We start from the raw sequence: 23,334 nt of genomic DNA, 5'->3' as shown, positions 1-23,334 counted from the left end.
ATTATTTAAGGCTGTTATAAAGATCTATATATTGATTAGCAGATTGATTCCAGGAATAATCCAGTGTCATCATTTGCGTACGTAACAAATTCAATTCATCAGTGGTTTTATACAATTCAACAGCTCTTTTAATAGCGGTAACAATATCATCTGCAGAAGCTTCGTCAAAACAGATACCGTAGCCCCCGGGAACAGTGATGTCAATAACCGTATCCTTCAACCCCCCAGTACTTCTTACAATAGGCATTGTTCCATACTTAAGTGAGTAGAGTTGATTAAGCCCGCAAGGTTCTACCCGCGATGGCATTAAAAGAAAATCAGCGCCGGCATAGATCCGGTGCGACAATGCTTCGTTGTATCCGATAAATACATTGTATTCCTTCTTAAAAGACTCCAAAATACCTGCAAGCTCATCCTCAATCACTCCATCACCCGAACCGAGTATCACTATATTAAGTTCCCCTTTTAACTCTGTAAGCACCCGTGTAATTGCCTCCGGTAACAGATCTGCACCCTTCTCGCCAACCAACCGTCCGATAAATGCAACCAAAGGTTTAGAAATACTTAAACCAAACTCCTTACAAACCAATTTCTTGTTCTCTTGTTTTCGTTCGGCAACATTTTGTGTGTTATAATTTACGGAAATCATCGGATCGCTTTCAGGATTCCAGATATCCGTATCTATTCCGTTAATGATTCCAAACCCTTTAGTGCTTTCGGCAGCAAATAAAGACTCCAGTCCGTTAGCGTGATAACTCAACTCCTGGAGATAGGTAGGAGATACTGCTGTATAAGCCCAGCAACACTTCACGGCAGAAGCAAGAGGATTTATACAGTCTCCCCACTCAAGCAAACCAAGGCTGGCTGGATCGATCTCCGGGAGGTAATAAAACTTCTCCCAGCCGATCCAACCCTGATACTGAGCATTATGAATGGTCAATACGGTGGGGATATCGGCAAACTGCCCGTACTTAATAGAATGACTCAGTAGAAAAGGGATCAGTCCGGTATGATGGTCATGACAATGGATGATATCAGGACGTATCTCAAAATAAGTGAGCCACTCAAGGAAAGCCAGTTGAAAAGCTATGAACTGTTCGGTTTCATCAGGATATGAATAGATCTCCGTACGGTCTAAAAGCCCGGGGATCCTTATGAGATGTAATGGAAAACCCAGCTTGTCAGTTGATTCTTTTAAAATCTGGAACGGCAATATTGTACCGCCCATTGTTATTTCCGCTTCCAGAATTACATCAAAATTGTTTTCCTGAACAAATTTCCTGTCATAATATGGCAAGACAACTATCGCGGACTCTCCTGCAAGTTGCTGGTATTTTGGCAAGGCGGCAACAACGTCGCCAAGGCCTCCAACTTTTGCTACAGGATAACATTCCGCACTGAGGTGAATTACATTCATTGTGTCTGTTTGATGGTTTGAAAGTTAAGAAATAATATTTCGGGAAAACAACAAAACCCGTCACTTTTTGACGGGTTTTAACTTTTTTTCGATAATTGATGTATCATCTCATTTCCAATGAGATAATTTTAATTAATCGGCGACTTTAGTGTGCTTCAAGCCAGTTTATGCCTTGCCCTACTTCCACGACGATCGGAATTTCGGTCTTGATCGCGTTTTTCATTCGAGCCTGGACAATTTCCTTCACCTGATCAATTTCCGACTCTATTACATCGAACACCAACTCGTCATGCACCTGCATAGTCATCTTCGAAATAAGGTTCTGGTCCCTAAAATCCCGGTGAATATTAATCATCGCAATTTTAATCATATCAGCGGCCGAGCCCTGAATGGGTGCGTTAATAGCGTTTCGCTCCGCGAAACCCCGGACAGTTGCATTAGCAGAGTTGATATCACGTAAATATCTTCTTCGGCCCATAAGTGTCTGCACATAACCATTCTCCCTGGCAAAGTTCATAGTATCGCTCATATAGGTTTTGATTCCCGAATACTTCCGGAAATACTCCTCGATGATCTCGGATGCTTCTTTCCGCGGAATACCCAGGCTCTGGGATAATCCGAAGGCCGATTGCCCGTATATAATACCGAAGTTTACCGCCTTAGCGTTGCGGCGCATGGTAGAATCTACTTCATCCAGGGGTATTCCATACACATTCGCGGCAGTAGCCGTATGAATGTCCAGTCCCTTCAAAAAGGCATCCATCATGGCTTCGTCTTTGCTGATCTCAGCGATAAGCCTCAATTCTATCTGAGAGTAATCCGCCGAAAGGAGAACATGACCCTCAGCTCGCGGGATAAATGCCCTTCGAACCTCACGACCCCTTTCTGTACGTATCGGGATATTCTGCAAGTTAGGATTATTAGAACTTAATCGTCCGGTAGCCGCTACGGCTTGGTTATAAGAAGTATGTACCCGGCCTGTTTTAGGATTGATCAGCAATGGCAAGGCATCAACGTAGGTCGACTTAAGCTTTTGCAATTGCCTGAAGTCGAGAATATCTTTTACAATGTCACTTTTGCCTGAAAGGGCTGTTAGTATGTCTTCACCGGTCTGGTACTGACCTGTTTTTGTTTTTTTTGCTTTAGGGTCAAGCTGCAGTTTTTCGAAAAGCACCTCGCCTAACTGCTTCGGAGAGGCAATATTAAATCTGACACCGGCTTTATCATAAATGGTATGCTCCAGCACCTTAACCTCTTTTTCGATCTCAATTGAATACTCCCCGAGGGCTTCCTTATCGATTTTTACCCCTTCCCTTTCCATGTCCGCAAGTACATAGATCAAAGGATTTTCAATCTCGCCTGCAAGCTTATCAGCATTGGCTTTAACCAGTGCGGGAACGAACACTTCTTTTAACTGGAGAGTAATATCCGCATCCTCCGCAGCATAATCCTTCACTTTCTCAAGCTCCGCCTCCCGCATAGTCAGCTGATTCTTGCCCTTGGCTCCTATTAATGAAGTAATTGTTACCGGGGTATATCCCAAAAAGTTCTCAGCAAGGATATCCATATTGTGCCGGGTATCCGGGTCAATAAGGTAATGAGCCAGCATGGTGTCAAACAATTCGCCTTGCACCCGGATGTTATACCAGTTCAACACCAGGATATCGTATTTCAGGTTTTGACCAATCTTTACTATTTGCGGGTTCTCTAGCAAAGCTTTGAATTCATCAACAATCGCACAACACTCGTCCTGTGGTACCGGCATCGGTACATACCATGCTTCCCCGGCCTTAATAGCAAAGGACATCCCAACCAGCTCGCAATTATTGGCGTCCATACAAGTCGTTTCCGTATCTAAACAAATTGCTGCTTGCTTTTCAAGCAGAGCAATGAGCTCGGCACGTTTTTCTTTGGTGTCAACCAAGTGATAAACGTGAGGCGTATTATGGATATTCTTTGTGGGAGGTGCAGGTTCTGTAACAGATCCTGCAAAAGGTTCCTTTTTCGTTTCCGCTTGTTCAACAGGTTGTCCGAACAAGTCGGTTTGTTTGCCATAAGTACTCTGAGAGGCCCCGCCGCTAATGTCATCGCCAAAAACACGCCGTCCAATTGTCCTGAACTCAAGTTCCAGAAATAAAGGTTCCAGTTTTTCGCGGCTTGGCGGAATAACCTGCAATGCTTCCACATCTAATTCTACCGGCGCATCCAGGAGGATGGTGGCCAGCTTCTTTGAAATTATTCCCTGCTCGGCATAAGCCTCTACATTTTCGCGCATCTTACCTTTCAGCTCATGGCTGTTTGCTATAATGTTTTCGACGGTACCGTATTGTTTGATCAGGCTTTTGGCAGTCTTCTCACCAATTCCGGGGATGCCCGGAATGTTATCGACGGCATCGCCCCATAATCCCAAAATATCGATCACCTGGTCTACCCGCTCGATCTCCCATTTGGCCAGCACCTCCGGCACTCCAAGGATCTCCATGTCATTCCCCATCCGGGAAGGTTTATAGATAAAAATATTATCCGACACAAGCTGGGCAAAATCCTTATCTGGAGTCATACAAAACACAGTAAAGCCCTCTTGTTCGGCCTTTTTGGCCAACGTTCCGATGATGTCATCGGCTTCATATCCATCGGATGTAATTACAGGTATGTTAAAACCTTCTATCACCTTAACCACATAGGGCATGGCAGCCGAAAGATCTTCAGGCATCGCCTGCCGGTGTGCTTTATATTCCGTGAAATCGGTATGGCGCTCAGTTGGAGCATCGGTATCAAACACTACAGCTAAATGTGAAGGATTTTCCTTTTTCATTATCTCAAGCAGTGTATTGGTAAAACCCATTACCGCAGAGGTATTAATTCCATTTGATGTAAAACGCGGATTCTTACTCAGGGCAAAATGCGCGCGGTACATCAATGCCATGCCATCAAGAAGAAAAAGTTTTTTATTTGGTGATTCCACTTTTATAATAATTAGATGAAAGAAGGAATATTGAATTTATCAGTACGCTTATCAATACTCTTGTCAATACTACCTGGCCAAAGGTAACAACATTTTAAAACGCTGACCACCTGGTGCTGCAAAACTAAGGATTAATCCAATTCCAGGCATTACCGGGCGATACATCCGGTAATATGGTCATTAACCATCCCTGTCGCCTGCATGTGAGCATAGCAAATTGTGGTCCCGAAGAACTTAAACCCGCGCTTCTTCATATCCTTTGAGATTGCATCCGAAATTTCCGTCCGGGCAGGTATATCTTTGGGGCTCGAAAGATTATTGATCAGCGGCTTTCCGCCTGGCATAAATGAATATAGGTATATATCGAAAGAACCAAACTCTTTTTGAACTTCCAGAAAGCGTTTTGCATTGTTTATGGTAGCTGTAATTTTTAAGCGATTCCTTATAATGCCGGAGTCCTGCATCAGCCGTTCCACATCTTCTTCAGTAAACTCAGCAACTTTCTGGGGATCAAACTGAGCAAAAGCATTCCTGTAAGCTTCTCTTTTTCTTAAGATGGTTATCCAGCTTAGTCCAGCCTGCGCCGACTCCAACACTAAAAACTCGAAAAGGATGCGGTCGTCATGCACTTCTTTACCCCATTCCTCATCATGATACTTTACATAAAGAGGGTCGCTGCCACACCAGGAGCACCTGGTTAGTTCGGTTACTGATGCTTGATTTTCTGTCATACGAACAAATGATAGTTTATTGTCATTCCTCCAAAGCCTCCATTTCTAACGAGGGATCCCAAAACGCCCGCCTGAAATCGGCAACCTTATCATCCTCAACACACAAACCTTCACTTTCAAGCATTTGCTGCATCAGATTTTCCGTGGGAAAATGATGCTTGCCAGACAACATACCGTTACGATTAACCACCCTGTGTGCAGGCACCGGCGGGTAAGCAGTCCCGCAAGCATTCATTGCATAGCCAACCATTCTGGACGAGCCTTTCATTCCGAGATATTGTGCAATTGCCCCGTAAGAAGTTACCCTCCCGGCAGGAATTTTCCTGGCTACGGCATACACTTTATCAAAGAAGGTATCTCTCTCCATTACTCAAAGCTGAACTTCAGATAATTAATGTTTTTATCAGCTACAAGATACTTCTTTTCGTAATAAGTTTTGATAGACAATACTTCGTCCACATGGGCAGACTTGTAAAGATCTTCCGTGCGGGCATGAAGTTTTAAACCCAGCTCGTCTATCTTTTCAACCGTATAAGCATGCAAGCCATCATTATCCGTTTTAAGATGGATCATTCCGCCCGGCTTAAATATCAGCTTGTACTTTTCAAGAAATTTAGGAAAAGTCAGTCTTTTTTTCTCCCGGCTGACCTGTGGCTGAGGATCGGGAAAAGTGATCCATATTTCAGAAACCTCCCCTGGCGCAAAGTAATCGAGTATATTCTCTATTTGTATCCTAAGGAATGCCACGTTAGGTATTTTTTCTTCGATGGCTGTTTTTGCTCCCCGCCAAATGCGGTTACCCTTGTAATCCACGCCAATAAAATTCTTTTCCGGAAATAACTTCGCCAGATTTACCGTATACTCTCCTTTTCCGCAAGCTAGCTCCAGAACTACCGGATTGTTATTATTAAATTGTGCGCTGCTCCAGCAGCCCTTCAGTTTTTTTCCTTCTTCTAACTGAAGTACATTGTCGAAAGTTGCTATTTCAGCAAACCTTCTTAGTTTATCTTTACCCATAATTAAATCAGCCGCAAAAATAATTTTATATTTGGGCAGATAGCTCACATCTAATGGAAAAAAACGCTAAAATTTATGTCGCCGGACACCGTGGAATGGTTGGATCGGCAATAGTAAGAAAACTTGAAAGAGAAGGATATGAAAACATAATTACAAGAGGTTCGAAAGAATTAGATTTAAGAAACCAGCAGGCTGTTGCCGATTTCTTTGCTTCAGAAAAGCCCGACTACGTTTTCCTTGCAGCTGCTAAAGTGGGAGGTATTGTGGCCAATAACACTTACAGGGGCGAATTCTTGTATGATAACTTAATGATCCAGAACAACATCATTCACAACTCTTACCTCAATGAAGTTACAAAACTAATGTTCCTTGGATCCAGCTGTATTTATCCAAAATTAGCTCCCCAACCTTTAAAAGAAGAGTATTTGCTTACGGGAACGCTTGAACAAACCAACGAACCTTACGCTATAGCAAAGATTGCCGGCATCAAATTGTGCGATGCCTACCGTGATCAATATGGCTGCAATTATATTTCGGTGATGCCGACCAACCTGTATGGTTATAACGACAATTACCACCCGGAAAACTCGCATGTATTACCTGCCCTTATCCGTAAATTCCATGAAGCGAAAATAAACGGAGAGCCTAATGTTACTGTGTGGGGCACCGGCAGCCCAATGCGTGAGTTTTTATTTGCAGATGACCTTGCCGAAGCTTGTTTCTATCTGATGGAAAACTACAATGAACCAGGCTTAGTGAACATCGGCACCGGAGAGGATGTAACCATTAAAGATCTGGCTTTACTGATAAAAGAAGTTGTGGGCTTCACAGGTGAACTGCAGTTCGACTCGACAAAACCTGATGGAACTCCAAGAAAACTGATGGATGTTTCAAAATTGCATTCTTCCGGATGGAAGCATAAAATTGAATTAAAGGAAGGCATTGGTTATGCCTATAATGACTTTCTAAAACAATATAAAGAAAGGTAGATATAAAAAAGGTTGATGGAGGATGATTTAAACATCGTACCATCAACCTTTAAAATTCGGTTTTTTTTTAATAAGTTTCACTGTCGGGAGGAATACCATAGTCCTTAATTCTTGGTGCTGTTGTTTTCTGGTCGCCTTTTTTTTTAAATAAGCCAGTGATCTTGTCTACAATGCCGGTTACCGAATGCGAGTTCACTTGTTTCGCCGCTTTTTGCGACAAAAATGTAACCAGCGTTTTGGTGATGAAACCAGATCTTTTGAAAACTACGCCATTAAGAAAAATGGGGAGTATGACTCTCGATATATTAGTGATCAAATCCTGATTTACCAGGTCTTTTACAAAAGATTGCCTGCCAGAGTCTGCTTTAAATAAGCCGCCAATAGTACTAAGAATTGCCTTAGGGCTGCTTAGGTGCTCTTTTAAAACTTCCTCCTGCTTAAATTGCTGAACCTTCAGGAATTGAATTTCAGCCTGTAATTCTGCCAAAGTGCTAAAAGTCTTTTCCATTATTTCTTCCGTTTAAACATCCGCTTCACAAGAAAATCATTGAGATAACCATCAACCAGGCGCTCTTTGCTGAAAAATACGATCAAGGCCAGAGCAAGATATATCAAAGTTACTACCCCAAAGCCGATGGCATACGATCCCGTTGATTCGCCAATCCACAATGCGAGGGTAAAAGAAGCAAACAGAAAAGTTAAAACTCCTGTAACAGCTACAAAAGCATCAGTTATCAGACTTGAACTCACCACTGTTACGCGCTCAATAACAGTGAGCCTGGTTAACTCAGCCTTTGTTGACAGATATTCTTTTATCAGGTGAAAAATATCGGGCGATTTCTGTTCTTGTTTTTCTTCAGTTGTTTCTGCCATAAACAATTAAGTTTAATGAGAAAGTGTTCAAAAACCATTTGGCTGGCCAAACGCTTTTTGAACACCTCAGTTTTTAAAATTGACCAGCAACAGGTTCCTGCTGTTGAGTCGCTTGATTAACATTATCGTCAGCTGAAGCAAATTTAGTCTTCACATTGTCTACGACTTTTTCTTTAAAAGCTGTTAAATTTTCAATCTCCTCTGCTGCACGGTCTTTAATAGTGTCACCCAGGTTTTTAAGTGCATCATTAAGTTTATCTCGCGTTTCTGAGCCTTTTTCAGGTGCAAAAAGAATTCCCAGTGCCGCACCTGCAGCTACTCCGGCCAACATGGCTACTAAAACTTTAGTATTATCGTTCATGGCGTAAAAGTTTAATTGTTTTCTGTAAGGATAATAAATGATTTTGTATGCTATAATACAATAAAATAGCTTAAACGGTTTGAATATTTTTCAATTAATGCTTTCTTTTAAAGAAAGATTAATTATTTGAATTTATTCTTCATCTGCTGCCCTGATCTTCTCAAGCCTTTCTGTCGCCATCCGGCTTGTCTCGTAAATTCGTACAGTCAGAAAGAAGTAGGATAACAATAAAGGGCCAAAAACCAGACCCATAATTCCAAACACCGGTATGCCTATTACTACCCCCACAACCGTGATAATGGGATGTATATTGCCTACCCGTTTGGCAATTAAAAAGCGTATGACGTTATCAATATTAATAACCAGTACAAATCCCCATATTAACATTCCGATACCCCCTGAATTATTACCGTTTGCCATTTCGAGCAGCGCTGCCGGAACAAAGACGATTGGAGCGCCCAGTAAGGGGACAAATGAAAGAAAGGTTGAAATAACACCCCAAAAGATTGCATCCTTTATACCAAACAGGAAGAAGCCTATACTTACAAGCGCTCCCTGCACGACTGCAATTAAGCCCTGTCCCAGGACATTGGAATAAGTGGTATATTTAAGTTCGGCGGCAAATTTCAGGGCATTCTGCTCTCTGAATGGCGAATACCTCACCGCGCCTTCTTCAAATTTCTCATGATTTGTAAACATAAAGTAGAGCAAAAAATACATAATAACAATACCCAGCAACAGGTCAAATGCCCCACCAATTATTGAAGGGAACAGGTCGCTCGCATAGGTTGTCACTCTTTGCATCGCATTTTCTACAAGATCAGGCTGATGAAGTTTGGAGCCCAAAAAATCATCAATCTTATGTACCAGAACCTTTAACTTGATCTGATCCCTTTCAAATTCGGAGATCTTATTAATCACCATCAGGCTAAGGAGAAAGAAAGGCAGAACAATTACGAGAAATGAACTCCCGATAATAGCAATACACGCTGCAATACGGTTCCAACGCCAAGTATCAGTGATATGCAAATACACAGGCCGGAGTATGGTGTACATAATAACCGTGCTTAACAATGCACCAGCTATAAAGCGTAAGGAATAAAGAATACAGCATCCTAATACTATAAGGATGATAAGCAGGATATTGTTACGTTGCTTGTAATTAAAAACCGGCATATACCATAATAAAACTGTCAGATCTGCAGCCCATCTCTGCTTTCAAACTTAGAAACATCAATGAGCCGGTTTTGTTCAGTTGCACGACAGCTTTCAAAGATTCGATGATTCGGAAGCTAGTTGTGGTGTCTGATTAGCCTAGCTAGCGCACGCGTAATGTCATTATTTAAGGAAAAGGTTAGTTCGGCGCTGTCCTTAGTCTGTAGCAGGGGCTTCAGCGCGCCAGGGACTAAGGATTAACCAATAAAAAAGAAGTCTCCGACTCGTTAGGCGTTTTCTAAAGCGCTCCTCTGAAAAGAAAGCAATTGCCGGCTATATGGTGGGATAATTCCGACCTATGGCCACTGCAACGACAGATCTTTGTTTGTCCTTCAGGCTTGTCAAAGCTGACAATGGGCTGCATGAATTTCAAGGTACCTGGTAGGCGACATTCCGTATTGCTCTTTGAAACTGTTCGAGAAATGTGACAGGGTAGTGAATCCAGTAGCATATGAAACTTCGGATACAGTCAGTTTATTAGAACTTAGCAGCCAGGCCGCATGTTTTAGCCGCATTGTTTTGATGTATTCGCTAGGGTTCTGCCTGGTTAGCTGCTTCATTTTGCGCTGCAGGTGAGACCGGCTGACCCCTATCTCGCTGCTGATCACATCGACGGATAATTCGGGGTCGTCGATACGCTTTCTGACAATAAGTTCCAACTTCTCTAAGAATACGTCGTCTATTGACTTCAACGCCGGTTTTTCCGATCTGCCGTTCGCGTCGTCTTTTAACTTTTCGCTTATAATGCTCCGGAGCTCTATTAGCTTTGATATCCTGGTTTTGAGGTGATCTGTATTAAACGGTTTAGGGATATACGAGTCGGCTCCTACCTGAAGGCCTTCAATACGATCGGCGAGCGTTCCTTTAGCTGTCAGAATGATCACCGGAATATGGCGGGTACGGTCATGTGATTTTATTTTTTTACAGAGCTCCAACCCGTCTAAACGAGGCATCATCAGGTCAGAGACGATACAGTCCGGCACGTATCTGATCGCCTTTTCAAGCCCTTCTATGCCGTCGCACGCCTCAATAATGCTGTATTCCTTCTCCAGTATTGACGATAGGTAGCTCCGGATACTTTTATCATCCTCGACAATCAGCAAGGTAAAGCGGCCCGGGTGCTTTCCTGATGCTGGCCTGCCGGAAGCCGAGCGATTCGTTCCCGTGGCAACTTCATCCTGTTTTGGAACAGGCTTCAGGCGCAGGTCGTTTGCAGGGATCTGTATGACCACTGCGGTGCCCTGGCGGGAAGGCGTGTCTTTGATGAAGATCGTTCCATAGTGAAGCTCCATCAGACTGCGGGAAATGTGGAGGCCGATGCCTGTTCCCGCTATGGCTTTATTGTCGTCGTTTGGAACGCGGTAAAAACGCTCAAATACCAGCTTTCTGTACCGAACCGGAATACCGATGCCCGTATCAGTTACACAAATGTTGATGGTTTTATTCTGAACTTCGGTTTTTACCGAGATGACGCCCCCGGAATCTGTGTATTTGAAGGCGTTCGAAAGCAGGTTTACCAGAACTTTATCTAAAATGTCTTTATCAATCCATAAAAGAGAAATATTCTTATCGGTATCAAGAATCAGCTCAATGTTCTTTTCGCGGGAAATATAGTCGAAAGAACGTGCGATGCTTTCAATAAATTGATTCAGCTCTGTGTTTTCGGTACAAAGGCTGACCTTTCCCTGGTCGATCCTTTTTACATCCCTGGTTTGATCGATCAGCCGTAGAATGCGATGAGCGTTCTGATTGATCAATTGATACACTTTTGATAACGACGGGTTGTTTTCATTCTTTAAAAGTTCTTCCAACGGGGCGAGGATTAAAGTAAGCGGGGTACGTATTTCGTGCGAAATATCCGTGAAGAACTGTAATTTAGATTGCATCATGCGGGCCTCGCCTTCTTTCAGGGCGTCTTCTTTCTTTTTATGCTGGCCGTGCTTGATTGCCCGGTATATCAGGCACAAGAGGGCAATGAAGATTGCGGTATACAGCGTTTTAGCCCACCACGTGAGCAACAGGGGCGGATGGATGACAATAGCGATGGTACGTTCGACGGGCCTGGTCCCTTCCAGAAAGGCGCGTACCTTGAACAGGTAACGGCCGGGAGAAAGGTTAGTAAAAGTGGCCAGGCGGTTACCTGTGCGGACGGTCTTCCATTCATCCTCGAAGCCCTCCATTTTAGTCTGATAGATCACTTTTCCGGGTTGGTTGAATTCGATGGCCGCAAAGCCGAACGAAAAGTTCTTTATCTGATGGCCGAAATTTACCTCAGTACTAACGTCTGCGCTTTGCCTGATCGGGGAATCGTTTGAAGAACCTGGCTCAACCCGCTTACTATAAATATACAGATCGGTAAGGTACAGGCCAAGGACAGGATGAGAAGCAATATCTTTAAAGGGTTTAAAATGCACCAGTCCGCCTGTTCCTCCGAAAAACAGTTCTCCCTGGGCAGACCGGAAACTGGCATTTCTCCTGAACTCTCCTTTCATCGTTAATCCATCGGTTATTTCGAAATTGGTTATTTTTTTTGTACTGGTATTTAGCCTCGACAGGCCGCTCATGGTGCTGATCCAAATGTTGTTCTGATGGTCGGATTCTATTGCGCTTATGGATGCTGACCTGAGCCCATCTGCTTCTGTAAATATGGTAGTGGTTCCTTTCTGCAGGTCTAAATAGTTTAAGCCGGTTTTCGTGCCGACCCATAAATTTCCGTTGTGCCCTGATACGACTTGGGTAATACTGGGATTGCTGATCTTCCCGTTAGCAGCGGTGTAATTTGTGAAAGAACCGGTCGGCTTGTTGTAACAGCTAAGGCCGGCCGTACTGGTCCCGATCCAGACGTTACCGGCAGCATCGTGCAGGATGGAGTGAATGGAGTTGCTGAGCAGTTGTTCCCCGGTTCTCTTGATATCGTGCTGCAACCATCTGGTTTTTTTTGTATCGGGATGGTAAATGCAAACTCCGTTATTATTTGTCCCTATCCAGAGTGTTTTATCGTCGGCCTCGGCGATCGTATTGATGTCGGTCACTTTATCTCCGTTGCAGAGCAGGGGCTCGGGCGCAAATGTATCCGTTTGCGGATCGTACAGGTACAATCCGGATAGATAAGTACCTGTCCAGATACGTCCTTTCGAGTCCTGAACGATCGATAACGCACTTTTGCCATGGCTCCTGCCCAGATGGTAATGCCTGTATAGATCTTTGTTTTTATCAAACCGGTAGATTCCGTCGCCATCTGTGCCGATCCAAAGATGCTGATCCTGATCTTCCAGGATACTGAGCACACAATCGAGGCTGATGCTTTTTTTCCCGTAAAAGGTGTTGCTTCCAATGATCTGGAATCCCGACGTTTTACCCGAGGGAGGGATCATTACAACGCCCCTTTGGTAGAGCCCCATCCAGATGTTTCCCTGCTTGTCTTCGATCACACTATGAACCTTTGCATTCGCAAGGTTTATGTTCTGCACAAAGTGTTCGTATGTTGTCGTCTGCCTGGTTTCGAAGTTATATTGTTTAACGCCGTCGCCGTCGGTACCTATCCACAGGTTGTTGTTCCTGTCTGTCATCATGGTATATACCAGGTAGCTTCGTGGTATATAATTTCGTTTGATCGTTCTGGATGAATAATCAAACAGGTCGATACCTGAGTCGATAGACCCGATAAGAACGTCTCCCCCGGGCGTTTCTGCTATTGAAAAGATCTTACTGCTGGAAAGAGATTTTTTGTTGCCAGGCTCATACCGGTAATTGACAATAATGTTGTTGTCGACGTTAATAACGCTTACGCCACGGTCTTGCGAACCGAGCCATATGTTTCCGTACCTGTCTTCAAAGATATAATTGATAATATTACTACAAATGTTGCTGTTTGTAGGCAGGTAGTAGGTGGGGCGCAGGGTTTTTGCCTGTAAACGTATAGCGCCGGCCTTACCGGTAGAGACCCAGATATTGCCCTTCCGGTCTTCAAGAATGCAACTGATATAGGAAAAGTCTGTAATATGGGGATAAGAAAAGTGAATATTTTTGAATTTTTCGGTATTGCGGTCAAGCAGTTGCAGCCCCCCTGTCGTACCCACCCAGAAATGGCCTTTACTGTCTTCCAGTACTGAGAGCACCGCGTTGCTTTTCAGCGAAGTTGAATCGCCATAGACGTGATAAAATGTTTTGATGCCAGCCCCGTCAAACCTGCTGAGACCATTGTCAGTACAGATCCATATATAACCTTTTTTGTCCTGATATAACTTGTTGACATGACTGTTGATCGACCTATTGACATCGTCGAACGCTGCGGATGCTTTAACAGGGGATATCGATAACTGAATCAGCAAAAAGAAAGCGATGGGTAGAAATGTTTTCAATTTGTGGTTTTTAAGGTGGTTATTATACAAATTTAATCTTTTCCGGATATACTTCTTTAAAATTCATCCCGGAAAACAGGATAGATATAGGGTGGTTTGGCAAAGGGACAGGTGTTGCTACATTCAGGCAACTATTGGCAACATTTACGCAATTACCTGGTAGATATGGAAAAGGAAATGATGGGCACAGGAAAACGGTATTAGGCGGTTAAGCCTATTTTTGATTTGTAAACGGAAAGGACCTGATTATGCCCATAAGTAGTATCAATGTATTGTTAATTACCTGTTGTTTATGTAGTTATACAGCTTGTACTTACCAGAAGGCCGATCTGCCGGGCCGTCAGTCTGCCATATCTGATCGTTATGCTGCTGAGGAGGTAAAGGAATTGCTTGCATTTATGGAAACTACGATTCAAAAGGGCACGATGATCGGTCATCAGGACGACCTGTTGTATGGTAATAAATGGTTTGCCGACAAGAACGGTTCTGATATTAAACGGATCACGGGCGACTATCCTGCCGTTACAGGCTGGGATTTTGGCAATATCGAAACAAACGCAGACTTTAATATAGACTCGGTTCCCTTTGCACTAATCCGGGAAAGAATAGCAGAGGCTCACGCCCGGGGCATTATATCCACGGCAAGCTGGCATGCCGACAATCCGCTGACCCGGGGGAGTTACGACGATACCACGGTTGGCCGGCCAATTGACGCAATTCTAATGGACAGCATACACCGTACAGTTTTTTATGCCTGGCTTGATAAGTTAGCCGATTTTATGCTTTCTTTAAAAGATTCCAATGGGAGATATATTCCGCTAATTTTCCGTCCGTATATGTCACACAATAAACCGGGCGCTTATTGGTGGAACTCAGCGCAAAATTCAGCCGGAGATTTTAAGAAGCTTTGGCAGGCTACCGTTACCTATCTGCGGGAGAAAAGAAATGTACATCACATTCTGTATGCTTATTCGGTGTATGGGACTGCGTCTTCCGGTGAGCTGGAAGATTATTACCCCGGTGATGAATACGTTGACATCGTCGGAATAGACCTGTTCTTTGATCAGCCGTCAGATCCTGACGGGCAAGGATATAAAAGCAGATTAAATGAAAGTCTGAGTTTCCTAAACGGTTTTTCAGTGAAGCATAAGAAAGTGCCGTCGGTTACCTGCACAGGAATGGAGGGAATCAGACAGGCCAACTATTTTACAGACTATCTTTACCCTATATTTTCGCAGTATAAGTTGAGTTATATCCTCTTCTGGCGGAATGCCTGGAACGATGAATCGCACTATTACATTCCAGTTCCCGGGCATCCGGCCAGCGATAATTTCGTTGAATTCGTTAACAAGCCCGATGTGCTTTTGCTTGGAGATATCAGGCAACCGGGACCGGTTTGATATGACAGGAATAAATCTCATTGCCGCAGAGGAACTTGTTGGAAGGAGTTAGAAAAACGTGTGGCAGATGAAAATACAAACGCCATAAACTAAACAAATATGAACCAAAACTTTGACAAGAGAAGAAAGGCGGCCAGACCAGGCAAGCTTATTCGATTTGCACTCTTATTTTTATTAGCTGTTTGTGCACCCTGTCGTATGATGGGGAGCGTACCGGCAATGCTGAAAAGCAGTCAGCCGTCTCAGGGCAGAACAGTCAGGGGCACTGTGAAAGACAGTGAGAATAACCCGCTGATTGGCGTAAGCGTATTGGTAAAAGGCACTAAAACTGGCGTTGTGACAGACGTAGACGGTAATTACATCATTACGGTGCCATCCGCCGATAATGTACTTGTATTTAGCTATGTTGGTTTCGTACCGCAGGAGATCAAAGCAGGCAATAGGAGTTCTGTCAATGTCGTTCTTCGGGAAGACCGCGCCTTGCTTAATGAGGTGGTCGTAATTGGGTACGGCATACAAAAGAAAAAGCTTGTTACCGGAGCCACTGTGCAGGTGAAGGGCGAAGATCTGCAAAAGCTAAGCACACATAGTGTGCTAGGAGCTTTGCAAAGCCAGGCGCCTGGTGTAAGCATTGTTCAGAGTTCGGGTATGCCTGGCGAAGGTTTCAAAGTAAGGATCCGCGGTCTGGGCACCATCGGGAATTCCGATCCGCTGTACGTAATCGATGGGATACCTGGCGGAAACATCAATAATCTGAACCCGGCCGACATCGAATCTGTCGACATACTGAAAGATGCGGCTTCTGCCGCGATCTACGGGTCAAGGGGCGCAAATGGGATCATCCTGGTAACTACTCGGCAAGGCAGAAAGGGGAAATCACAAATCGCATATGACGGCTATGTCGGCTGGCAGAACGTATACAAAATGGCACCCCTTCTGAACGCCACGGAATATATGCAAATAATTAACGAGGCACTAAGGAACGATGGCGCCCCGACCATTGATTTTGCTGCGCAGATACCATATCAGTATAACGCTATTATCAATGGGACATGGAATGGCACCAACTGGCTGAACCAGATCAGGAACCAGAATGCGATCGACCAGAACCATTCGCTAAGCTTTACGGGCGGTAGCGCTCAATCTTCCTATTCGATCGGGCTTTCTCACGCCCAGCAGGAAGGCATATTAGGAGAGCCTGTTGCCCCTGACTTTAAACGTTTTAATGTCAGGGTTAATTCTCAGCATACCCTGGTTAAAAACGATCGCTTCGATGTGATCAGAGTGGGTGAAAACATTACCTATTCGCATAGGGAAAACGCGGGGATCGCTATTGGTAACCGTTATTGGAACGATATCGGCAGTATGCTGAGCGCTACACCGCTGATGCCGGTCTATAATGGCGCGGGCGAATATTTCGACCAGCCCAGCAAGGATCGCGACGAATGGACGTTCTGGAGCGGGGCGGTCAATCCCATTGCGGCCATGGAATATATGCGCGGGCATAATATAAGCAAGAACTTTGCGCTGCGTATGAACGCGTTCGTGGAGATCCAGCCAGTAAAAGATCTGAAGTTCAAATCGCTGTTTGGATACAACAACAGCGCCGGCAGCTACCGGCAATATACCCCTTCGTACAATTTGTCGCCTTCGGTTGTTGACGAGAATGATCATGTAAATCAAAGTCAGAACTCCGGCTGGGGATGGAATATAGAGAATACGCTAACGTATGATGTGACCGCTGGCAAAGATCATCATCTGGAGGCTTTGCTGGGACATTCTATTTCCAGATGGGGATACGGAGATAACCTGGCGGCAAAAAACGCGAACTCCTTGTTCCCCGGTTCGTGGAAACATGCCTGGATCAACAATACTCAGGGAATATCGGAAACGAATACATCGGTAAGCGGCTCGCCCTGGGGGGATGGCGCATCGGTGTCTTTTTTCGGACGTGTTAACTATAATTACAAAGAAAAATATCTGGCATCTGCCAGCCTGCGTGCCGATGGTTCCTCGAACTTTGCACGCGGAAACCGCTGGGGCCACTTTCCTGCAGCATCCGCTGGGTGGGTAATAAGCAACGAGCCCTTCATGAAACCAGTGCTCAACTGGATGGATTTCTTTAAAGTGAGGGCAAGCTGGGGGCAAAACGGGAACAGCGACATACCGAATTTTCAGTACAGGGCAACGATTGCCTTCAACCCCTACCAGGGAGGATATTACTTTGGAAATAAAACGACATTACAAGTGGGGGGATATCCCGACATCGTTGCGAATCCTTCGGTAAGCTGGGAAAAATCGGAACAGCTGAACCTGGGCTTCGATGCGCGTTTTATCAGCAGCAAGCTAGGACTTAACTTCGACTGGTACAAAAAAAATACTAAAGATTGGTTGGTTCAGGCGCCTATACTGGCTACTTACGGAACTAACCCGCCGTACATTAACGGAGGAGAGATTGAAAACACCGGGGCTGAGGCAGTAGTAAGCTGGAACGACAGGGTCAGCGATTTCAGGTACGGCCTTAGTTTTAACATGGCATACAACCATAACGAAGTGGTCCGTATAGCCAATTCGGAGGGTATTATACACGGTGACGCAGGGGTATTAAGCCAGAACACCACAGAAATGTATCGTGCCGAAGTTGGATTCCCTGTAGGATATTTCTGGGGATACAAGACGGCAGGCGTTTTCCAGAACCTTGAGCAACTTGCCAATACGCCGGTAAAGCTCGCCGGGGCGCAACCCGGCGACCTGATATTTGTCGATACCGATGGAAGCGGGGTGATCGATGATAAAGACAAGGTACTTATTGGTAATCCACACCCTGACGTGATTATAGGCTTTAATCTGAACTTTGCCTACAAGGGTTTCGACTTTTCAGCCACTGCCAGAGGCGCCTTCGGTCACCAGATTGCGCGATCGTACCGATCTTTTGTAGACGCCCCCTATCAGAACTACACGACCGATATATTCGGCAGGTGGCATGGCGAAGGCACTTCCAACAGATTGCCGAGGCTGACCAACGGAGGACACACCAATTGGGCTAAAATATCTGATATATACGTCGAAGACGCCGATTATGTAAAGGTTCAGAATGTTACGCTGGGATACGATTTCAAACGGCTGTTCCGAAACATGCCGGTTTCGCAGGCCCGGTTGTATGCGGCAGTAAACAATCTGTATACGTTTACCGGATATTCGGGTATGGACCCTGAAATCGGCTATGGAGATGGCCGGGCATGGGCTTCCGGGATCGATGTCGGATTTTATCCAAGTCCGCGCACATTCCTGCTCGGAGTGAGCATAAAATACTAACCGATACTAACATAGGAAAGATATGAAAAAGAGAATACTGTCGATCATTGCTGTTGTGATATTGCTCAGTGGCTGTGAGAAGTTTTTAGATACGGAGAACCTGACTAAGCAGGATACCTCGAACTGGCCGATGACCGTAAAGGATGCGGAACAGGCTATTACCGCAATATACACCTCATTGAGCATGTCGAGCTCATCGCCCATGTCGGCCGCCTTTTACCTGGCAGAAGTAGCCTCTGACGACCGTTTTGGAGGGGGCGGCGAATCGGACCTGGCGACGCAGGCGATAGACCGTTTAATGACCAACGGCGTAGACCGTATGGCCGCTTTATGGACCTCCCGCTATCGGGGGATCTTCCGGGCTAACAGCGCACTGGAAACCCTCGACAACTGCACCGGCTGGGAGAGTGAAGAACAAAAAAATCACTTCAAAGGCGAAGCCTATTTTCTGCGGGCTTTATATTACTTTGAACTCTCGCAGCTATTCGGAGAGGTGCCTTTGATCGTTCAAAGCGCAGTAGAGAACATCCCAAAGACGCCCGCCGTGCAGACGTATGCCTTAATTGCAGCTGATTTAGAGAAAGCAATCAGCATGCTGAATGCAGTGCCGTACTCCGGCCCCGCTCAGGCAGGACATGCCTCCAGGTGGGCTGCTCAGGCGCTAATGGCACGTGTGTTTTTGTTCTACACCGGCTACTATAAAAAAGATGCGCTTCCGCTGGCCAATGATGATGGCAGTACGGGGAGCATTTCTAAAAGTGAAGTGATTGAGTGGCTGAACGATTGTATTGCCAGCAGCGGGCACGACCTGGTAAGCGATTTCCGAAACTTGTGGCCAGAAACCAATGAGTATACTGCCAGCAATTATACGTATCCGAACGGCGCAGGCCTTCGTTGGGAGGGAGATGGAAATAAGGAAAGTGTGTTCGCTATAAAATACGGGATAGGCGCTACATGGGACCGTACCGGCTATTCCAACCAATTTATCGTTTATTTTGGCTTGAGAAGCGGCAATGGCAGTAGCAATACGTTCCCTTTCGGACAGGGTTGGGGTTTCGGGACAGTTAATTCTGATCTTTGGGAAGAATGGCAGCTTGCCGAACCCGATGATGTCCGGCGTACTGCTTCCATTTTAGATGTGAATCAGTTAAGCGGCTACATTTGGGGGGCCGGCAAACAAATGGAGGAAACTGGCTTCTGGCAGAAAAAGTATATTCCGATTACAGCGAAAGATGCGACCGGAAAGGTGCTTCCATCGTATTCTGTTCCAAAAGACGGAGCCTCTCCGGCCGAATTTCAGCTGTGCCACACCCAGGACCTCGTATTGATCCGCTTTGCGGACGTGCTGTTAATGCACTCGGAATTAACAGGCACCGCTAATGGCATCAACCGCGTTCGCCAAAGGGTAGATCTTCAGCCGGTAACTTATTCATTATCTGCGCTAAAGAAGGAACGTCGCTGGGAATTGGCTTTTGAAGGAATACGCTATTTTGACCTGATGCGGTGGGGAGATGCTCCAGAAGCACTGGCCAGGCAGGCTGGTGTTAAGGTAAAGAACAATAAGTTGGATGCTGTGATGGGAGAAGCAGGGGGTGGATATAAGGCGCGTTATGCCGCCACCGGCGGTTTCTGGCCTATTCCTGAAACACAGATCGCTCTTTCGGAAGGTGTGCTTACCCAAAATCCCGGTTGGGGCACAGCAGAAGCAAGTTTTCTGGGATGGAGATAATGAATGCTGACCATTAAAATACGAACACGATGAAAAATCTAATCAACTATGTCTGTCTTTTTTTCGCAGCCCTGATACTAGTAGCTTGCAAGCCTGTAGAAGACAGAGACCTGATAGGCGATTCTATCACAGCCGACCAATTAAATGTTACGGCAACACCTCTTGTCGTTGACGGCAAGAAGACCAATAAAGTGGTGTTGGAAAACCACAGCCCTGTCCTTTCGCTATGGGACTACGGAACGGGCAAAAGCCGCAAACAGTCCGACACCGTGTTAATGGTGATGAACGGAGAACAGGATATTTATTTTACCGGGTTTAACCCGAACGGGACTACTGTTGAAAAAAAGCTGGAAATAGTGGTAGAAGAATTGAAATTCCCTGTTGCTCCCGAATACGCGTTCCTTTGCGGTACAGGCACCAAATCCTGGAAGTGGCGGGAAACAGCAAGAGCATGGGGTAACGGCGGCTTCAGGGCTGATTCCGGTCCGGCGTGGTGGAGCCTGATGGTCGGCGAACTGGATGGTACGCTGATACGCGGTGAAGGGAAAGGATCGCAGTTCAGTCTTGCCCTGCGAGGGTCGGTCCTGACTAAAAAGCGTAACGACGGGACTGTCCTGACCGGGAAATTTGAAATAGATCTGAATTCAAAACTGAATCATACCAGTAACACAAGACTATGGTCATTAGGGATGTTGAAGACAACCATTAGTGTTCCCGGTGGTGTATATTATAAACCAGACAAGAAAGAAGCTAAAGAGTTCCACATCGTACAGCTGACCAATGACTTGCTTGTATTGGCAGTTGCGCCCCCCGGGATCAGTGCCGGACAGGAATGTTGGTTTTCAGTTTTTGTACCGGCTGAGTAATTCTGTAAGGTGCCCTGCCCTGCCGATACCTTGTCAGGACGGGGTGCTTCTTTGTTAACATAAGTATTGATCATGAAAGTAATCAGACTGTTTTTAATTCTTTGTTTATCGTCAATCCTCTCTTTTTCCATCAAAGCAGACCAGGTTGCCAACGTAGATATATGTGTTTATGGCGGCACCTCAGCGGGCGTGATAGCTGCCTATACCGCAAAAAAAATGGGAAAATCTGTAGTGTTGATAGAACCCCGTTACAATCTGGGCGGGATGAGCTCGGGGGGCTTAGGATATACCGACATTGGTAACAAGTACGTAGTGACCGGCCTCGCACGGGACTTCTACCGGAGGCTGGGAAAGCATTATGGGAAGCTAGAACAATGGATATTTGAGCCGGGCATAGCTGAAAAAATCTTTAACCAGTATATAGACGAAACCGAAGTGGAGGTTTGGTATGGCCGCAGACTCGCGTACCTGGAAAAGAAAGATGGCCGGATCTGCGAAATCACGGTAGAGGATACCGCCGCCCCGCAAGCGGGAACCAACAAACGCATTAAGGCTGCCGTGTTTATTGATTGTACGTACGAAGGAGACCTGATGGCCAAAGCCGGCGCATCGTATACGGTAGGCCGGGAAGCGAACAGTGTGTACGGTGAAACATACAATGGCGTGCAACTGATGAAGGGCCATCAGTTCTGGGACGATGTCGATCCGTATCTGGTAAAAGGAGATCCGGCGAGTGGTCTATTATGGGGCATCAGCAACAACAGACTGGAAAAGACGGGAAGTGGAGATCGTAAGGTTCAGGCATACAATTTCAGAATCACGCTGACGGACGATCCCGCTAACAGGGTAAATATTACCGAGCCAGACCGCTATGACCCGAAAAAGTACGAGTTGCTCGCAAGGTTTCACGAAACCGCACCACGAAAATCGCTTCACGACTTGTTTACCTGGAGCCTGATGCCCAATAGAAAAACCGATATCAATAACAAAGGTGGCTTTTCTACCGATATGATCGGTGCAAACTGGGATTATCCGGAGGCCCCATACGAGGAGCGGGAGAAGATATGGCAGCAACATGTCGACTATACGAAAGGGCTGCTCTATTTTGTGGGGAATGATCCGCGGATGCCGGAGAATATCCGGCAGGAAATGAAAAGATGGGGATATCCGAAAGACGAGTACGTTAAGAACGGGCATTGGAGCCACCAGTTGTACGTACGCGAGGCGAGGCGGCTGAAAGGCGAGCTGGTCATGACGCAGCATCATTGTGAGGGGCGGGAAGTTTGCCATGATGCGATCGGCTGGGCGGCCTATACCATGGATTCGCACAATTGCGACCGCCTGGTGGTAGACGGATTTGTCAGAAATGAAGGGAATGTGGAGGTCGACGGGTTCCCCCCCTTTCCGATATCCTACAAGGCCATTACTCCCCAAAAAAAGGAAGTGGAAAACCTTCTGGTGCCTGTCTGTCTGTCAGCATCGCATATCGCCTACGGTTCTATACGGATGGAGCCAGTGTTTATGGTACTCGCGCAATCTGCAGCGGTTGCGGCTTGTATGGCGGTGGAACGTCATGTGGCCGTTCAGGATATTGATGTAGCTTCGCTGCAGGAACAAATCAGGAATAACCCGCTGACGGACCACAGTACCGCAGAAATATTGATCGATAACGACGATAGAAAGGCTGTAACTGTCTCAGGAAACTGGGAGCTAAGAAAAGATACTTACCGGTCGTACGGGGCAGCAGCAAACTTTCTGGTTGCTGCCGGCAATGAGCGAGTGTACAGATCTGTAAAGTACACTCCGGAGATATTAAGTGAAAAGAAGTACGCCGTTTACGCCTACATTCCGATGATAGAGGACCTCGCCGAACGTACCCGGGTGATGATTTACGATGGAAAAAAGACAATTGAAAAAACAATTTCAAAGGCGGATATAGTCGCCGAAGGGCAAACAGGGGGCGAATGGGCTTACCTGGGGACGTATAAAATGCCCAGGGGAAGACGTGCTTACGTAGAAATCAACAACAAGGATGAAGGGAAAGCGATCGTTGCCGATGCTGTTTTATTTTCACCGTCCAGATAACAGATCTGGC

The 23,334-nt window shown here is 45.6% G+C and carries 16 protein-coding genes; 6 read left to right on the top strand and 10 right to left on the bottom strand.

Annotation, left to right across the window (positions count from 1 at the left end):
* Position 1: 1 nt before the first annotated feature.
* The 5 genes from J3P37_RS10475 to trmB all read right to left on the bottom strand — a co-directional run bounded on the left by J3P37_RS10475 (position 2) and on the right by trmB (position 6,130).
* On the bottom strand, positions 2–1,417 hold the full coding sequence (locus tag J3P37_RS10475) for a glycogen synthase (RefSeq protein ID WP_256011060.1): 1,416 nt from the start codon (positions 1,415–1,417) through the stop codon (positions 2–4).
* A gap of 145 nt (positions 1,418–1,562) precedes the next feature.
* Complete coding sequence (gene polA, locus J3P37_RS10470; RefSeq protein WP_439648960.1) at positions 1,563–4,343, bottom strand: DNA polymerase I; 2,781 nt, start codon at positions 4,341–4,343, stop codon at positions 1,563–1,565.
* A gap of 188 nt (positions 4,344–4,531) precedes the next feature.
* Complete coding sequence (locus tag J3P37_RS10465; protein WP_256011058.1) at positions 4,532–5,113, bottom strand: DNA-3-methyladenine glycosylase I; 582 nt, start codon at positions 5,111–5,113, stop codon at positions 4,532–4,534.
* Positions 5,114–5,135: 22 nt separating this feature from the next.
* On the bottom strand, positions 5,136–5,480 hold the full coding sequence (locus J3P37_RS10460) for an MGMT family protein (protein WP_256011057.1): 345 nt from the start codon (positions 5,478–5,480) through the stop codon (positions 5,136–5,138).
* Positions 5,480–6,130: a tRNA (guanosine(46)-N7)-methyltransferase TrmB gene (gene trmB / locus J3P37_RS10455; RefSeq protein ID WP_256011056.1), complete on the bottom strand. Its 651-nt coding sequence runs from the start codon at positions 6,128–6,130 to the stop codon at positions 5,480–5,482. Before trmB ends, J3P37_RS10460 begins: the two co-directional genes overlap by 1 nt.
* A 53-nt stretch (positions 6,131–6,183) precedes the next feature.
* Between trmB and fcl the strand changes: the two genes are divergently transcribed.
* The gene (fcl, locus tag J3P37_RS10450) at positions 6,184–7,119 is read left to right on the top strand and encodes a GDP-L-fucose synthase (RefSeq protein ID WP_256011055.1); all 936 of its coding nucleotides are present in this window, start codon (positions 6,184–6,186) and stop codon (positions 7,117–7,119) included.
* Between the two features lie 67 nt (positions 7,120–7,186).
* On the opposite strand, the gene J3P37_RS10445 is transcribed toward fcl, so the two are convergent.
* The 5 genes from J3P37_RS10445 to J3P37_RS10425 all read right to left on the bottom strand — a co-directional run bounded on the left by J3P37_RS10445 (position 7,187) and on the right by J3P37_RS10425 (position 13,929).
* Positions 7,187–7,627, bottom strand: a complete 441-nt coding sequence (locus tag J3P37_RS10445) for a hypothetical protein (protein ID WP_256011054.1) — start codon at positions 7,625–7,627, stop codon at positions 7,187–7,189.
* Positions 7,627–7,992, bottom strand: coding sequence for a phage holin family protein (locus J3P37_RS10440; RefSeq protein ID WP_256011053.1), 366 nt, complete (start codon positions 7,990–7,992; stop codon positions 7,627–7,629). The genes J3P37_RS10445 and J3P37_RS10440 overlap by 1 nt, the downstream gene beginning before the upstream one ends.
* 73 nt (positions 7,993–8,065) lie before the next feature.
* Positions 8,066–8,353 (bottom strand): YtxH domain-containing protein, encoded by a 288-nt coding sequence (locus tag J3P37_RS10435; RefSeq protein WP_256011052.1) that lies wholly within the window; start codon positions 8,351–8,353, stop codon positions 8,066–8,068.
* Between the two features lie 132 nt (positions 8,354–8,485).
* On the bottom strand, positions 8,486–9,529 hold the full coding sequence (locus J3P37_RS10430; RefSeq protein ID WP_256011051.1) for an AI-2E family transporter: 1,044 nt from the start codon (positions 9,527–9,529) through the stop codon (positions 8,486–8,488).
* A 380-nt stretch (positions 9,530–9,909) separates the two neighbouring features.
* On the bottom strand, positions 9,910–13,929 hold the full coding sequence (locus J3P37_RS10425) for a hybrid sensor histidine kinase/response regulator transcription factor (RefSeq protein ID WP_256011050.1): 4,020 nt from the start codon (positions 13,927–13,929) through the stop codon (positions 9,910–9,912).
* A gap of 248 nt (positions 13,930–14,177) precedes the next feature.
* Between J3P37_RS10425 and J3P37_RS10420 the strand changes: the two genes are divergently transcribed.
* From J3P37_RS10420 to J3P37_RS10400, 5 genes are all read left to right on the top strand, one after another.
* Positions 14,178–15,329, top strand: coding sequence for a glycoside hydrolase family 26 protein (locus tag J3P37_RS10420; protein ID WP_256011049.1), 1,152 nt, complete (start codon positions 14,178–14,180; stop codon positions 15,327–15,329).
* A 99-nt stretch (positions 15,330–15,428) separates the two neighbouring features.
* The gene (locus tag J3P37_RS10415; protein WP_256011048.1) at positions 15,429–18,644 is read left to right on the top strand and encodes a SusC/RagA family TonB-linked outer membrane protein; all 3,216 of its coding nucleotides are present in this window, start codon (positions 15,429–15,431) and stop codon (positions 18,642–18,644) included.
* A 22-nt stretch (positions 18,645–18,666) separates the two neighbouring features.
* Complete coding sequence (locus J3P37_RS10410; RefSeq protein WP_256011047.1) at positions 18,667–20,373, top strand: RagB/SusD family nutrient uptake outer membrane protein; 1,707 nt, start codon at positions 18,667–18,669, stop codon at positions 20,371–20,373.
* A gap of 29 nt (positions 20,374–20,402) precedes the next feature.
* Positions 20,403–21,239 carry a hypothetical protein gene (locus J3P37_RS10405; protein ID WP_256011046.1) on the top strand — a complete coding sequence of 279 codons (837 nt, stop codon included), beginning with the start codon at positions 20,403–20,405 and terminating at the stop codon, positions 21,237–21,239.
* A 72-nt stretch (positions 21,240–21,311) separates the two neighbouring features.
* Positions 21,312–23,324 carry an FAD-dependent oxidoreductase gene (locus J3P37_RS10400; RefSeq protein ID WP_256011045.1) on the top strand — a complete coding sequence of 671 codons (2,013 nt, stop codon included), beginning with the start codon at positions 21,312–21,314 and terminating at the stop codon, positions 23,322–23,324.
* Positions 23,325–23,334 lie beyond the last annotated feature (10 nt).

Origin of the sequence: Desertivirga xinjiangensis (genome assembly GCF_024436435.1) — a bacterium.
GTDB lineage: Bacteria > Bacteroidota > Bacteroidia > Sphingobacteriales > Sphingobacteriaceae > Desertivirga > Desertivirga xinjiangensis.
Note: the sequence above shows the minus strand (reverse complement) of the source record. Positions and strands in the feature narration are given on the sequence as shown.

Coding starts and splice junctions, on each gene's coding strand:
- J3P37_RS10475 (WP_256011060.1), bottom strand. CDS start 1,417: ATGAATGTAATTCACCTCAGTGCGGAATGTTATCCTGTAGCAAAAGTT.
- polA (WP_439648960.1), bottom strand. CDS start 4,343: ATGGCATTGATGTACCGCGCGCATTTTGCCCTGAGTAAGAATCCGCGT.
- J3P37_RS10465 (WP_256011058.1), bottom strand. CDS start 5,113: ATGACAGAAAATCAAGCATCAGTAACCGAACTAACCAGGTGCTCCTGG.
- J3P37_RS10460 (WP_256011057.1), bottom strand. CDS start 5,480: ATGGAGAGAGATACCTTCTTTGATAAAGTGTATGCCGTAGCCAGGAAA.
- trmB (WP_256011056.1), bottom strand. CDS start 6,130: ATGGGTAAAGATAAACTAAGAAGGTTTGCTGAAATAGCAACTTTCGAC.
- fcl (WP_256011055.1), top strand. CDS start 6,184: ATGGAAAAAAACGCTAAAATTTATGTCGCCGGACACCGTGGAATGGTT.
- J3P37_RS10445 (WP_256011054.1), bottom strand. CDS start 7,627: ATGGAAAAGACTTTTAGCACTTTGGCAGAATTACAGGCTGAAATTCAA.
- J3P37_RS10440 (WP_256011053.1), bottom strand. CDS start 7,992: ATGGCAGAAACAACTGAAGAAAAACAAGAACAGAAATCGCCCGATATT.
- J3P37_RS10435 (WP_256011052.1), bottom strand. CDS start 8,353: ATGAACGATAATACTAAAGTTTTAGTAGCCATGTTGGCCGGAGTAGCT.
- J3P37_RS10430 (WP_256011051.1), bottom strand. CDS start 9,529: ATGCCGGTTTTTAATTACAAGCAACGTAACAATATCCTGCTTATCATC.
- J3P37_RS10420 (WP_256011049.1), top strand. CDS start 14,178: ATGCCCATAAGTAGTATCAATGTATTGTTAATTACCTGTTGTTTATGT.
- J3P37_RS10415 (WP_256011048.1), top strand. CDS start 15,429: ATGAACCAAAACTTTGACAAGAGAAGAAAGGCGGCCAGACCAGGCAAG.
- J3P37_RS10410 (WP_256011047.1), top strand. CDS start 18,667: ATGAAAAAGAGAATACTGTCGATCATTGCTGTTGTGATATTGCTCAGT.
- J3P37_RS10405 (WP_256011046.1), top strand. CDS start 20,403: ATGAAAAATCTAATCAACTATGTCTGTCTTTTTTTCGCAGCCCTGATA.
- J3P37_RS10400 (WP_256011045.1), top strand. CDS start 21,312: ATGAAAGTAATCAGACTGTTTTTAATTCTTTGTTTATCGTCAATCCTC.